The sequence below is a fragment of the Halorussus salinus genome, assembly GCF_004765815.2.
GTDB classification, from domain to species: domain Archaea; phylum Halobacteriota; class Halobacteria; order Halobacteriales; family Haladaptataceae; genus Halorussus; species Halorussus salinus.
In genome coordinates, this window is record NZ_ML974127.1 from 1,541,157 (window position 1) to 1,554,996 (window position 13,840).

10 protein-coding genes and 1 tRNA gene are annotated in these 13,840 nt (G+C 65.0%); 7 read left to right on the forward strand and 4 right to left on the reverse strand.

Annotated features, from left to right (window positions below):
• Positions 1–269: 269 nt before the first annotated feature.
• Positions 270–1,037, reverse strand: coding sequence for an Lrp/AsnC family transcriptional regulator (locus tag EPL00_RS07735; protein WP_135851050.1), 768 nt, complete (start codon positions 1,035–1,037; stop codon positions 270–272).
• 441 nt (positions 1,038–1,478) lie between these two features.
• Here EPL00_RS07735 and EPL00_RS07740 point away from each other — a divergent pair, with 441 nt between their 5' ends.
• On the forward strand, positions 1,479–3,728 hold the full coding sequence (locus tag EPL00_RS07740) for an amino acid permease (protein ID WP_135851049.1): 2,250 nt from the start codon (positions 1,479–1,481) through the stop codon (positions 3,726–3,728).
• Between the two features lie 52 nt (positions 3,729–3,780).
• Here the strand turns inward: EPL00_RS07740 and EPL00_RS07745 are convergent, their stop codons facing one another.
• From EPL00_RS07745 to guaB, 3 genes are all read right to left on the reverse strand, one after another.
• Positions 3,781–4,227 carry an AAA family ATPase gene (locus EPL00_RS07745; RefSeq protein WP_135851048.1) on the reverse strand — a complete coding sequence of 149 codons (447 nt, stop codon included), beginning with the start codon at positions 4,225–4,227 and terminating at the stop codon, positions 3,781–3,783.
• A 31-nt stretch (positions 4,228–4,258) separates the two neighbouring features.
• On the reverse strand, positions 4,259–4,750 hold the full coding sequence (locus EPL00_RS07750; protein ID WP_135851047.1) for a GNAT family N-acetyltransferase: 492 nt from the start codon (positions 4,748–4,750) through the stop codon (positions 4,259–4,261).
• Positions 4,751–4,996: 246 nt separating this feature from the next.
• A complete protein-coding gene (gene guaB / locus EPL00_RS07755) occupies positions 4,997–6,490 on the reverse strand; it encodes an IMP dehydrogenase (RefSeq protein WP_135851046.1) in 1,494 nt (497 codons plus the stop codon).
• Between the two features lie 480 nt (positions 6,491–6,970).
• On the opposite strand from guaB, the gene EPL00_RS07760 reads away from it, so the two are divergent.
• From EPL00_RS07760 to EPL00_RS07785, 6 genes are all read left to right on the forward strand, one after another.
• A complete protein-coding gene (locus EPL00_RS07760) occupies positions 6,971–7,894 on the forward strand; it encodes a DUF5794 domain-containing protein (RefSeq protein WP_135851045.1) in 924 nt (307 codons plus the stop codon).
• A gap of 143 nt (positions 7,895–8,037) precedes the next feature.
• Positions 8,038–8,265: a DUF5795 family protein gene (locus EPL00_RS07765; protein ID WP_135851044.1), complete on the forward strand. Its 228-nt coding sequence runs from the start codon at positions 8,038–8,040 to the stop codon at positions 8,263–8,265.
• Between the two features lie 46 nt (positions 8,266–8,311).
• Positions 8,312–8,491 (forward strand) — tRNA-Trp (locus EPL00_RS07770).
• A gap of 374 nt (positions 8,492–8,865) precedes the next feature.
• Positions 8,866–9,816 carry a matrixin family metalloprotease gene (locus EPL00_RS07775; protein WP_135851043.1) on the forward strand — a complete coding sequence of 317 codons (951 nt, stop codon included), beginning with the start codon at positions 8,866–8,868 and terminating at the stop codon, positions 9,814–9,816.
• A 327-nt stretch (positions 9,817–10,143) separates the two neighbouring features.
• Positions 10,144–11,271, forward strand: a complete 1,128-nt coding sequence (locus EPL00_RS07780; protein WP_135851042.1) for an ABC transporter substrate-binding protein — start codon at positions 10,144–10,146, stop codon at positions 11,269–11,271.
• Entirely contained in the window at positions 11,268–13,697 is a 2,430-nt protein-coding gene (locus EPL00_RS07785) for a methyl-accepting chemotaxis protein (RefSeq protein ID WP_135851041.1), read from the forward strand. Before EPL00_RS07780 ends, EPL00_RS07785 begins: the two co-directional genes overlap by 4 nt.
• Positions 13,698–13,840: the final 143 nt, after the last annotated feature.

Below are 13,840 nucleotides of genomic sequence, written 5' to 3' on the forward strand. Positions count from 1 at the left end.
CGGAATGGCCCGGAGGGCCACACGCCCGGACCGTCTCGGCGTGGTTCAAATCCCTTCCGGCCCGCTACATTTTGCGCCGAACTACACTGCGAGCAGCTTGTCTGCTCGCATCTTCCGTGAGGCGCAAATTCGTCTCGCCGAAGGATTTGAACCCTGCAAGTCGCAGGCCCGGAAGCGCAACGAAGTGAGCATCCCGGAACGTCTTGCTCCGGTTCAAATCCCTTCCGGCCCGTATTCTCCAGCGAACTACACTACGAGCAGAAACCGCTTCACTCCGACTGCGACTCGCGGAACGCCGAGAGCGAGTCCGCGTCCGCACCGGCTCTGGAGAGAACGGTCACGATGTCGTCCGGCCGGACGACCGTGTCGCCGTGCGGAGTAAGTTCGCGGTCGTCGCGTTCGATGGCGATGACCAGCGTCTCTTCGTCCAAAATCTCCCGTCCGGCGGCTTCTTCGAGGGTGAGGTCGGCGATGGGGGCCGCGGACCGGACGGTGACTTCGACCACGCTCGCGTCGCCGGTGAGGCTGATGAAGTCGTTCGGCTCGGGCGGTCGGTCACCGTCGTCCGGGTCGAACGGCCCGTACGGGGCGAACAGTTCCTCCTCGACGAGGTCCTCGTCCTCGATGTGAATCCCCATGTCGGTGAGTTGTCGGGCGACGCGTCGGAGGTCGCTCGTGTCTTCGCCGACCGCGAGGACGTGGAGATTGCGGCGGCCGGTCATCAGCGTCCGGACGTTGACGACGCCCGGAATCGACCGCGCTTCGTGGGCACGTGCTTCGCGCTCGGTCACGGGCACGTCACAGAGGTAGAGGTTGGTGAGTTTTCCGCCCGCCCGCTCGAAATCGACCTGCGTGGTGTAGCCGCGAACGATTCCGGCGTCTTCGAGCTTGTGAATGCGATTTCGAATGGTCGCCCCCGAGACGCCAGCCTCCGCCCCGAGCGTGCTGGCGGAGGTGTTTCGCGCATCGTCCATGAGCGCGTGGAGGATGCGTCGGTCGATTTCGTCGAGCCGGTGGTCGGTGTTACGGTGAGACATATTCGGTGGGGCGAAATTTCGATTTCCGAAATACGGTACCTGCCGTAGTTATATAACGCTTGTCGAAATCGGCTCGATTTTCGATGTAGAACCACTCGCGCCCGGCAACGTCGGTTCGACTTCGAGGGCGCGAGTCGGGCGAGCGCGTATCGGCGTCTTCGACCCCCAGTAAATTCGATATCAAAAATTAGCTGTGGCCTATTTTTCTGTATCAGAAAATAATATGCGACCTTTTATATAATCTGCAATCTTCGGGGCGAACATGGACAGAACGACACTCGACCGCGACTCGGTCGGCACGCACACACCGGATGCGGTATCCCGCCGCTTCGTTCGGCCCTCGCGACGGCCGACACTCCCAGTCGTCTCGCTCCGCACGTCGGACGAGACGTACTCGACTCCTGAGAATCGTGGGCGAGCGACCGACAGGGAGGTCGGCGGATGAGCGACGAGGAGTTAGCGAAAGACCTCGGACTGCTGTCGGCGCTGACCATCGGTATCGGGACGATGGTCGGGGCTGGCATCTTCGTGTTGCCCGGCGTCGCCGCCAGCACCGCCGGTCCCATCGTCGTCGTGTCGTTCGTCGTCGGCGGACTCATCGCATTGGTGAACGCGCTGTCCGTCTCCGAACTCGGAACGGCGATGCCGAAAGCGGGCGGTGGCTACTACTACGTCAATCGCGCCCTCGGCCCGCTGTTCGGTTCCATCGCGGGTCTCGGCGACTGGATGGGGTTGGCGTTCGCCTCCGCGTTCTACAGCATCGGCTTCGGCCAGTATCTCGCCACCTTGCTACCGATGCCGGATATCTTCTTCCTCACGGAGGTTCAGGTCGGTGCGCTCGTGGCCGGTGGCGTCTTCGTCGGCGTCAACTACATCGGAGCCAAGGAGACCGGCGGCCTGCAGACGGTCATCGTGACCATCCTGCTGGCGATTCTCGCCCTGTTCGCAGTGCAGGGGTGGCTGTCGTTCGAGTTCGGAACGCTCCTCGGTGACGGCGGCGCGGCACCGTTCGGATACGGTGCCATCCTGCCGGGGACGGCACTGGTGTTCGTCTCCTTCCTCGGGTACGCGAAGATAGCGACCGTCGCCGAGGAGTTGAAGAATCCCGGTCGGAATCTCCCGCTGGCGATTATCGGGAGCGTCGCCATCGTGACCGTTCTCTACGCGCTCCTCGTGAGCATCATGCTCGGCGTGGTTCCGTGGACGGAACTCAGCCAGAGCGCACCGCTGACGCAGGCCACGCAGGTCGCGTTCCCCGGCGGTCTCGCCGGACTCGCGGTCACCATCGTGTCGCTCGGCGCGTTGCTGGCGACGGCCTCCAGCGCGAACGCGTCGATTCTGGCGTCCGCTCGAATCAACTTCGCGATGGGCCGCGACCGAATCGTCACCAACTGGCTCAACGAGATTCACCCGAAGTACGCGACCCCCTACCGTTCCATCGTCGTCACGGGGGCCGTCATCGTCGTCTTCATCGCGGCGCTCGGCCGGGACATCGAGGTGCTGGCGAAGGCCGCGAGCGTCCTCCACCTCGTCGTCTACGCGATGATGAACGCCGCCCTCATCGTCTTCCGGGAGACCGACCCCGAGTACGACCCGGCGTTCACCGTCCCGTTCTATCCGTTCACGCCACTCGTCGGCATCGCGCTGTCGCTCGGCCTGCTGGCGTTCGTCGGCGGACAGGAACTGCTCCTGTCGGGGCTGTTCGTCGTCGGTGCGGTAATCTGGTACTTCCTGTACGCGCGCAGGCACGCGACCAGACAGGGACTGCTCGGACGCCACGTCCTCGACCGAGACGACGACCTGCCGCCCTCCGTCGTCGGTGCGGCGGCGACCGTCGCGCCGGACGGTTCGGGTCGCGGCGACGACGCGCCGACGACGATGGTCGCGCTCTCGAACCCCAGAACCGAACGGTCGCTCGTGACGCTGGGGGCGACGCTCGCGAAACGCGACGGCGGGCGCGTACTCGCGACTCACGTCGTCCAAGTGCCCGACCAAACGTCGCTGGAGGCCGCCGCCGAGCAACGCGACCGCATCTCGAAGACATCCGAACAGCTCGTGGCCGACGCGCGAGACGACGCCGAACGGCTGGGCGTGTCGGTCGAGACGAAGACGATTCTCTCCCACGAGGGGCTGGCCGAGGTGTTCGACGCGGCACGCGAGCGCGGCGTCGATAGGCTGGTCATGGGCCACAGCGGCACGAAACTCGCCGGAGGACGAGTCGAAGGCAAACTCGACGAGTTGACTCACGACCTGCCGTGTGACGTACTCGTCCTCGACGAGCGCGGATTCGACGCGAGCGAGGTACTCGTCCCGACCGCGGGCGGCCACTCGTCGGACCTGTCCGCCGAAGTCGCGCGGACCTTGCAGGAGACGCTCGACGCGCGCGTCTCGGTACTGCACGTCGCCGACGACGCCGCGGCCGGGCAGGCGTTCCTCGAAGAGTGGGTCGCGGAACACGAACTGGAGGAGGTCGAGATGCTGGTCGAGACGGGAGACGTGGAGACCGCCATCGGAGAGGCGGCGGCCGACAAGTCGCTCGTCCTCGTCGGCGCGACCGAGCGGGGCCTGCTGTCCCGACTCGTCGGCGGGTCGCTGAAGCTGTCCGTACTCGACGACCTTGACGCGACCGTGCTGTTGGCGGAGCGGCCGCGGAGACGGTCGGTTCGGGAGCGATTGTTCGGCCGCCCTTGAGGCCTCCCTCACGCTTTCGTAACCGAGGAGATTGCCGTGCCGTAGTCGGCCCCTACGGTGCCCACGTTTCGACGTATCGTTCCAGCGCATCCACCGCTTCTCTCACCGACAGCGTCTCCGTATCGAGCGTCAGGTCAGGATGGCGTGGCTCCTCGAACTTCCCGTGCATCGCCCGAACTCCCTGCTCGGAAATCGAACTCTCGCGCTCCCGATTTCGCTCCAGTGCAGTGCCCAGACTCGCGGTGAGGGACACGAGGTGCGCGTCGGGAAGGTCGCGAAAGCGGTCCTGCCACTCGCGCCGGTAGAAGGTCCCGTCCACGAGCCAGTCGGCGTCGAGGTCGGCCGTCACGCGCTCGTACATCCGGCCGTAGGTGTTCCGCGAGAAGTCGTCGGAGTGCAGGACCCGAAAGTCGCGGCCCGCCTCGCGCAGTCGGCCGAGGAGTCCCTCGCCGACGGTCGTCTTGCCGACGCCCGGCGGGCCACAGAGCAGGAGCTTCACGGGCGACTCGACGCCGAGGAGTCCCAAAAGCCTACGCCAGCGACTTCGCCATCTCGACGTGGGCAATTCCGGCCTCCTCGAACTCGTCGCTGGTGGTCTCGTAGCCGAGGTCGCGGTAGAAGCCTTCGACCGGGGTCTGAGCGTGCATGACGAGTTCCGAGAGGCCGCGCTCCGTGGCGGTCGCTTCGAGCGTTCGCATAATCTCTCGGCCCACGCCCTCGCCGCGATGAGGTTGCAGGACCGCGATGCGCTCGACTTTGGCGACGCCCTCGCCGACCTCGCGGAGTCGGCCCGCCCCGATTGGTCGGCGGTTGTCGGGTCCGGGGTCGGCGTCGTCGCGCTCGCTCGATTCTCCCGCGGCGGCGTCGGCGTCGTACGCGACGAAGTGAATCGACTCGCCGTCTCTCCCGTCCATTTCGAGGTCTTCGGGAACGCCCTGCTCCTCGACGAAGACCGCTCGACGGACTTCCAGCGCGTCCGCTCGCTCGGCGTCGGTCTCGGCGCGTCGGACTTCGACGGTCATCGGTCGGGCTTCCCGTCGGAGCGCCCTGAGCGTTTCGGACCGTCCGCCGACCTGTACCGGCCGTGAAATTCTTCCGGCGCGAGAACCCAACTGCCCACCGCAATGTCGGACTTCGAGACTTACACCTGCGAGAACTGCGGCGACGAGTTCAAGGCCCAAGAGAGCGCGAACGCCGCGGACGAATCGTACTGTAGTCCGAAGTGTCAGACGGCGGCGTGAACGGAACCGCCGCCGCGTTTCGACTCGTTACTCGGTGGGGCTGTAGTTCGGCGCTTCGTCGGTAATCATCACGTCGTGGGGGTGGCCCTCGGTCTGGCCAGCCGACGAGACCCGGACGAACTCACTGCGCTCTTTGAACGCCGGGATGGTCTCCGCGCCGACGTAGCCCATGCCCGACTGCATCCCGCCGACGAGCTGGTGGAGTTCGCTTTCGAGGCTCCCCTTGTAGGGTTCGGCGGCCTCGACGCCCTCAGGAACGTACTCCTCGTCCTCCTCGGGTTCGTCTTTGAGATAGCGGTCGCCGTCGCCCGACTGCATCGCGCCGACCGACCCCATGCCGCGGTACTGCTTGTACTTCTTGCCATCGACCGTAATCACGCGGCCGGGCGCTTCGTCGGTACCCGCGAAGTACGACCCGAGCATTACGGCGTCCGCGCCCGCCGCGACCGCCTTGATGGCGTCGCCGGAGTACCGGATGCCGCCGTCGGCGATGACCGGCACGTCCTCGTCGGCCGCCACGTCGGCGACCTCGGCGACCGCGGTAATCTGGGGCATGCCAGCGCCGGAGACGACCCGCGTCGTGCAGATGGAACCCGGCCCGATGCCGACCTTGATCCCGTCCGCGAAGTCCACCACGTCCTCGGCGGCCTCGCGGGTGCCGACGTTGCCGACCACTACGTCGGCCTCGACGGACTCCTTGATTTCGCGCGCGCCGTCGATGACGTTGAGATTGTGCGCGTGCGCGCAGTCGATAAAGAGAACGTCGGCACCGGCCTCGTCAACCGCGACGGCACGGTCGGTCTCGAAGGGGCCGACCGCGACGCCGACGCGCAGGTGGCCGCCCTCGTCGCGGGCGGCGTTGCCGTACTCGCGGCGCTGGAGGATGCCCTGCATCGTGACGAGTCCCGTGAGACACTCGTCGTCGTCCACGATGGGGACGCGCTCTATCTTGTGTTCGTACATCAGTTCGAGGGCTTCGCGGGCGGTGACCTCCTCGCTGGCCGTGACGACCTCGTCGGTCATCGCCTCGCGGACCTCGTCGCGGTCGCCGACCTCCAGATACGGTCGGATGTCGGTCCCCGAGATGATACCCAAAACCGTCCCGTCGTCGTCGGTCACGGGCGCGCCCGAGACGCCCTCGCGGTCCATCATCGCGTCCACGTCCCGGACGGTCTGTTCGGGGTCGGCGGTCACCACGTCCCGGATGACGAGTTCGTCCGCGCGCTTGACGCGTTCGACCTCCACGACCGCTTCGTCCACGTCCAGATTCCGGTGGAGGACGCCGAGACCGCCCTGTCGGGCCATCGCGATAGCCATCTGGCTCTCGGTCACGGTGTCCATCGCCGCCGACAGGATGGGGACGTTCACCTCGACGTTGGTCGAGACGCGCGTCGATACGTCGGCCTCGTCGGGTTCGACGCGGCTCTCCTTCGGTCGCAAAAGTACGTCGTCGAAGGTCAACGCTTCCGGTACGCGGAGTTTCTCCGTGAACTGCCCCGTCCGCTCAGAATCTCTCTCCATGTAAGGCGAAGGTAGTCCCCCGTCAAAAACGTTGCGAGATACTGCACCATCTCCGGACGTTCGTGTCGCCGATGTGCAAGGATGTGCAACCTCGTCGGAGTCCGGTTCGTCAGCGAACCGAGAACGACCGGAAACGAATAGTAGAAATACACCCGTCCGAACCAACCGTAATTGATTGAGTATTCAGGGGGAATCTATAATTTTCTTTTGAATGTGGTTCTCTCTCACGCAACGTTTATGCTCGAAAATCGTTTTGTTACGAATATGGACTCTACCAGTCCCATCGCCACGCGTACTGCAGGCCAGACGACCGCTGTCTCCGGCAGCTCCTGCAAACCGATTTTTGCGATGGGATTCCTTACACTGGTAGACAATCTCTTCGTGGGACGCCGATGGAACCTCCAACTCGACGGCCATCGTCGGTACCGCGACTATCACCACCGTTCGGCCGATGGATACGGCCACGCCAGCTAACGTCCGATGAGTAGCTCACAACACCCAGTCGCCCTTCGCCTAGAGCAACAGGTAGGCGGCGCGACGAAGTTACTGGCGATGGTCATGGGGCTTCCCCTCGTCGACGGTATCTTCCCCGCGCTCGTCCTCGCGGACGGCGTGGACAGCCTCGCGGGCATCCTGCAGGTCGGCCTGCTGGTCTTCGGCGGGAGCGCCACCGTCGCGGTCATCCTCGCCGAGATGGACGGCACGCCCCGCGAGCAGGCCGGGACCGTGCTGACGGTCGGCGTCGGCATCGTCGCGCTCGCGGCCGTCGAAGCCGCGTTCGCGCCGACCATCGAGAGCGTCCTCGACACCGAGACGTTCAAGCGGTTCGCCGCGCTGGTCATGCTGGCCATCGCTGCCAAGACCGCGAGTTCCCGCATCGGCGAGTATCTGCCCGGTCCGGGCGTCATCGTCGGTCTCGGCATGATAGCCACCTTCCAGCCCGCGGGATTCAACGTGGAAATCGTGAATTACGAACTCGTCCTGCGGGCCACCGCCGCGGCGGCGACGGGCGTCGCGTTCGCGCTCGTCGTCGCGCTGACCTCGCCGTGGCTCCGCGAGGTCGTGGACATCGACCGCTTCCGGTTCGGAAGCGCAGTCGCGCTGGGCGTGTTGCCGTTGAGCCTCCTCGGGCACGCGCCCGGCAACGCGCCGCTGGCCGTGCTGGCGGTCACCAGCCTGCTGGCGTTCGACCCCAACGCGGACCAAGACGAGGCCGACGCCGACGAGGACCCGGCCACGGCCGCCGAAGCGATGCACGCCGAGGAGACGAGCGGAAGCGACGCCGCCCCGAGTCCCGAAGGCACCCAGACCGTCGCCACCGATGGCTCGGGCGGGCCGGACTCCGACGCGGGCTACGGCTACCCCGGCGAGGAGGACGGCGACGAGCGCGAACCGTGGCTGTGAGACGCGAGTAGGTCGCTGGTTTTACGGTCGGTTCTCGGTTCGCTTTCGCTTCGATAGCGGTTGGCGTGTCGTTCGTTCGCTCTCTCCTCGGGGTCGAGCGTGCGACGAGAAAGCTTACCCGCCCGGACCTGCTTTGGTCGGACATGGCCGACAACCGCGTCGTGCAGGGTCGCATGGTGACGCCCGCGGCCCTCGCGGAGATGATCGAAGGCGAGGACGTGATGGACGCCGAAGCGATTTCGGAGACCGACCGCGAATGTCCCGACTGCGGGGGCGACGTACTCGAAGTCGGATACATGCCGAGCGTGACGGAGTTCGTCACGGGGTGGAAATGCCAAGACTGCGACTGGGCCGACACCGACCGCGACTGAGAAAAATCGAAACCCCTTTACGGTGAATGGACCAACGAAATCTTGCGGGGTCGTGGCCAAGTCAGGGATGGCGACTGACTCCAGAGGCTACGCGCCCGGGACGAGACTCCAGCTGATATACCGAGCGGCCGACTGATCATCGGTCCGCGACGACGACCCTCTGGAGTTCCGAGGCGCACACACCGGAGATATCAGTCGATCGGGGGTTCAAATCCCTCCGACCCCATTCTTTCGGACGAACGACACTACGAGAAGTCCGTCTACTCACCGATTACGACCTCGAAAGAGCATGCGACGGTAGACACGCGTGGAATATCGTTCACTTCTCGCCATCAGTTTCAAATAGCTCCTCTGCTCACCCTGTCGTAACTCATGCCCGGCCTGCGGACAGTCGCTCTGGTCGCGGTCGTTCTCCTCGCGGGATGTGGCGGCGGATTCCAAGGAGCGACGACCACCGAGGAGACGACCGTGACGACTCCGGAGTCGCCGACTGCGACCGCTCTCGCCCCGACAACCACGACATCGGACGCGGCGAGTTCGTCGTCCGAGGCGACAGCGACCAGTAGAAATACTGAGACTCCAACCGCGGTCACAGCGACTGTGACGGCTACAGTGACCGCGACGACAACCGAGGAGACCGAGGCCGACAACCCGTGGGGCAGACGGCACGTGACGGTCGCGGTCCGGAACGAGGCCGCCCCGTCGCGGAACGTCGCGGTGCTGGTTGAGGAGGCGCTGGCGTACTGGAACGGTGAGGGCCGCGAGTACGCCGACTACGACGTGACCTTCGTGCCCTCCTCGAACGCGGACAAAGCCGACGTGGTCGTCGAGTTCGTCGGGCGAATCGAGTCCTGCGACGGGAGTGACACCGACTCCACGGTCGGATGTGCGCCACTCCTCGGCGCGCGGACGACGCCGAGCGACCCGACGCGAGTGCAAGTCGTCGCAGGGTACTCGAACGAATCGACGGTCGAGATTCTGAAACACGAGTTCGGGCACGTCGTCGGCGTCGAACACGGCGAGGAGCCGACCGCCACGATGCGGGCGATGTCCGCGGTCACGTACCTCTCGCAACCGGACCTGCGCGACCGGGCGGTGCCGTGGCGAAACAGCACGCTCGCGGTCAACGTAGACGTGTCGGCGCTACCGGACCACGACCGCGAGGAGGCCCGCGAGCAGATTCGCCACGCGCTCGACTACTACGAGTCGGGGGCCGATGGCGCGGTTCCGAGCAACGTCTCGTTCGTGGCGGCGTCTAACCGGTCGGCCGCCGACCTGCGGATTCGCGTCCCCGAGGAGGCGTTCGACTGCGGCGGCGAGCGTCTACGGGAAGGTTCCTGCGGAGAGTCGTGGGTGTACGACACCGACACGGACGACGCGCCGGAGTACTTCGCCGAGTACGAGATTCGCGTCCGAGGTATCGACACCGACGCTATCGGCTGGCACGTCGGCTACTGGCTCTCGGACGCGATGGGCCTCTACGGAGACGAACTTCCCGAACCCTTCGTCGATGGGGGAGACGGCCACCGTCGAAACGACTGGTGGGAGTGACCGACGCCGCGATTCGGAGACGACCAACCGTCAACAGTTTCGTGCGCGTATCTGCTACTTCTCCCCTCGATATCGGATGCCCGAGAGATTTTCAGTAAATAAAGAAAAACTTTATTCTAATTTAATGCGTAAGGGCGATTTCTAACAACAAAACGTCGGGTTCGGCGGAACAACCGGAATAATTATATTTGGAATGTAGAAACGTTCCGACGAATGGCATCAAACCTATCTAGAAGAGAATACCTGAAATTATCTGTCGGCTCGATAGGTGTTTCGACCGGGACGACCGGCTGTCTCGGCGGCTCGATCGGCGACTCACCGGTTCGGGTGGGAACTATCCTACCGCTCTCGGCGTCGGGGCTGAAACAAATCGCCCAAGACCACCTCGAAGCCGTCAAACAAGCGGTCAGGGACGTTAACAGAGCGGGCGGACCTCTCGGTCGAGAGGTGAAACTCTCCGTCGAGGAGACCGACGGCACTCCGAAACAGACGAACGCCGCCTTGGAATCGCTCGCCGGAGACGGCGTGGTCGGCATCGTCGGCCCGCTCACATCGGGTAATTCTCTCTCGATTACCGACCGACTCGCCGAGGAGCGAATCGTGGCGGTGAGTCAGTCCGCGACGAATCCGAAGTTAGAGACGGCGGGCGTCGCCGACGAGCGCAAGTTCTTCGGCCGGACGATAGCCAACGACGCCCAGCAAGCGACGGTGATGGCGAAGGTCCTCGAAGAGGAGCGATACATCGGCGCCGACGAGGCCGCGCTCCTCTACGTTGACAACGCCTTCGGCACCGGACTCGCGGACGAAATCGAGCGAAAGGTATCGGGAACCGAGACGGTTCGAGTCCCCTTCGAGGCCGGAAACGACTCGTACGCCGACGAGGTCGGTACGGTGATAGACGCCGGAGTCGATGCGGTCGCGTTCGTCAACGTGCCCGGAGAGAACGCGGTCGTCGAGACGCTCGGCACGAGCGATTTCGAGGGTCAGACGGTGCTTTCCACCGGATACGTGACCGGAGACCTCCCCGACTACATGGACGGCATGTACAGCGCGTCGGTCGCGGAGGCCGATGCCGCAGGCGAAGTCGAACTCCGCCAGAAGTTGCGTGAGTTCGCACCGCTGACGGCGTTCACCCTCCAGTGCTACGACGCGCTGTTCCTACAGGCGTTGGCCATCGAGCGGGCTGGCGAGGCCAGCGGCCCGGCGATCAGCGAGAACATTCGAGCGGTGTCCGGGGGCAGGGGACACACCGTCTCGGTCAACGACTTCGGGCGCGCCGTGGACCTCTTCGACGCGGGACGCGAAGTGAACTATCAGGGCGCGTCGAGCAGCGTCGATCTGAACGAGAACCTCGAACCGCTCAACCCCTACATCGTCCAGCGCGTCGAGAACGGCGAACCGACCAAACTCGAACTCCTACAGGAGTCGTACTTCTCCGGAGGAGACGCGGCATGAACGGCCCCGACCGCGAACGACTCGACGAACTCACGACTCGAATCGAAAGTCGGCTCCCGCGACGGATTCGCCGGAGCTACGCGGCGAAGTTCGGCGCGGTACTCGTCGGAGTGGTACTCCTGATGCTCGTCGTCGGCCTGTACGTCCAGATACAGGCTGGCGACATCGTCAGGGAGGACACCCGCGCACAAATCAGCGGTGCGGCCACCGACGAGGCCGAGGCGTTGCAGAAGTGGGTCACCAAACAGCGTTCGACGACGCGCTTCCTCGCCGAAGCCGTCAGTCGGGACATGACCACCGCCGAACGCCGGGCGCTGTTGGAGCAGAAACTCATCGACCTGCCGAGCGAAGTGCAGGCGATTCACTACGTCGATACGGAGACCGGCGAAATACTTGCAAGTACAGACGACGATGCGATAGGGACGACGCCCGCGGGGTCGCAGGCCAGTTGGGCGGGCGGGTCGCTCTCGTTCGAGGGTCCTAGCGAAGTCGTCGTCACCGACCCGTACGAGGTCGGCGACGACCCTGTCGTCGCCTTCGCGACGCCGACCGACCGGTCCGGACGGATGCTCGTCGTGACCGCGTCGCTCGCCAAGCGGTCCCACGCGCTCTCCTCGCCGATGGCGACCGGCGACATCAAAGTCGTGAACGAAGACGAAACCATCGTCTTCGACAACCGCAACAGCCGACTGTTGGGGACGTACGAGCGCGATTCGAGCGTCGTCGAGAAGGGACTCGTCGGTCAGAGCGGCGTCAGTGACATGCCGCTGCTCCCGCTGTTCGACCGCGGCGGAGAGGTCCGGGCCTACACGCCGGTCGTCGGCACCGACTGGGTACTCCTCTATCACGTTCCGACGAGCGACGCGATGGCGGTGCAGACGAAGGTCACGGAGAACGTGGTCCTGATAGTAATCGCCGCGGTGTTGGGCTTGGCGCTGGTCGGCCTCACTATCGGGCGCGGCACCGCCAAGTCCCTCGAACAGGTCGCGGACACGGCCGACGACATCGCGTCGGGGAAACTCGATGTCGAACTCCCCGAGACCACTCGGGAGGACGAGATGGGGCGGCTGTTCGGGTCGTTCGGTTCGATGCGCGAGTACCTGAACACGGTCGCGGACCAAGCCGATGCGCTGGCGAAACAGGAGTTCGACGACCCCGTCCTCGACGAGCCGGTTCCGGGCACGTTCGGCGAGTCGCTCGAACGGATGCGCCACGACTTAGAGGAGATGGTCACGAACATCGACGCCGCCCGCGAGGAGGCCCAGAGCGCCAAGGCCGAGGCCGAGGAGACGAACGCCGCGCTCGAACGGAAGGCCGCCGAGTTCGGTCGCGTGATGGAACGGGCCGCCGACGGCGACCTGACCCAGCGCATGGACACCGAGAGTCCCACCGAAGCGATGACCCAGATCGCCGAGGAGTTCAACGCGATGCTCGCGGAACTCGAAGCCACGGTGGCGGATGTCAGTCAGTTCGCGGAGACCGTCGCGGCGTCGAGCCAAGAGGTGACCGCGAGTACCGCCGAGATAGAGGACGCGAGCCAACAGGTGAGCGAATCGACGCAGGTGATGTCGTCGGCCGCGGAAGACCAGTCCGCCCGCCTCGACAGAACCGCCGGGGAGATGAACGACCTCTCGGCGACCATCGAGGAGGTCGCCGCGTCCGCAGAGCAGGTCGCGAAGGCGGCGACTCACACCGAGTCGTTGGGCCAACAGGGTCGCGAGGCCGCACAGGAAGCCATCGACGAGATGCGACGCATCGAGGACGGAACCGAATCGACCGTCCAGCAGATGGAGGAGTTAGAGGCCGAAATCGCCCACATCGGCGAGGTCGTGGACCTCATCCGGTCTATCGCCGACCAGACGAACATGTTGGCGCTGAACGCGAACATCGAGGCGGCCAACACCGACGAGTCCAGCGACGGGTTCGAGGTCGTCGCGAACGAGGTCAAGGCCCTCGCAGACGAGACGAAGGAAGCGGTCGGCGACATCGACGACCGCATCGAGGCCATCGAGTCCGGAGCGACCGAGACCGTCGAAGACATCCGGGAGACGCGCGACGCCGTCTCCGAGGGGGTCCGGACGGTCCGCGAGGCCCAAGAGGCGCTAGAGAAGGTCGTCGACAACGTCGAGGAGACGACGGACGGAATCCGCGAAATCAGCGACGCGACCGACGACCAGTCGATGACGACCCAAGAGGTCGTCGGGATGGTGGACGAAATCACGGATATCAGCGACGACACCGCCGACGAGGCCACCGACATCGCCGCCGCGACCGAGGAGCAGACGGCGTCGCTCAAGGAGGTCTCCAGAAGCGCGGAAGAACTCTCGGAGCGGGCCGAGGCGCTCGCGGCCACGGTTGACCAGTTCGAGGTGGGCCACGAGGACGAGCGGGTCTCCCAACGGACTGACTCGCCGCCGTCTCGCTAACGCCCCGTTCTCGGGGGGCGAACCGTCCGTCTATCGCGTTCGATTTCCACGCCGCAAGCCAGCAAAATTCCGCCCGAGTCCGCTTTATCTGAGCGCATCTGTCCGAGGATAACAACCCTTAACCTCCCATCGTACGCGTTCGT

Bases quoted from the DNA above. Each gene is read 5' to 3' on its own strand.
- EPL00_RS07740 (WP_135851049.1), top strand. From the start codon at position 1,479: ATGAGCGACGAGGAGTTAGCGAAAGACCTCGGACTGCTGTCGGCGCTG.
- EPL00_RS07735 (WP_135851050.1), bottom strand. From the start codon at position 1,037: ATGTCTCACCGTAACACCGACCACCGGCTCGACGAAATCGACCGACGC.
- EPL00_RS07765 (WP_135851044.1), top strand. From the start codon at position 8,038: ATGGCCGACAACCGCGTCGTGCAGGGTCGCATGGTGACGCCCGCGGCC.
- guaB (WP_135851046.1), bottom strand. From the start codon at position 6,490: ATGGAGAGAGATTCTGAGCGGACGGGGCAGTTCACGGAGAAACTCCGC.
- EPL00_RS07750 (WP_135851047.1), bottom strand. From the start codon at position 4,750: ATGACCGTCGAAGTCCGACGCGCCGAGACCGACGCCGAGCGAGCGGAC.
- EPL00_RS07785 (WP_135851041.1), top strand. From the start codon at position 11,268: ATGAACGGCCCCGACCGCGAACGACTCGACGAACTCACGACTCGAATC.
- EPL00_RS07760 (WP_135851045.1), top strand. From the start codon at position 6,971: ATGAGTAGCTCACAACACCCAGTCGCCCTTCGCCTAGAGCAACAGGTA.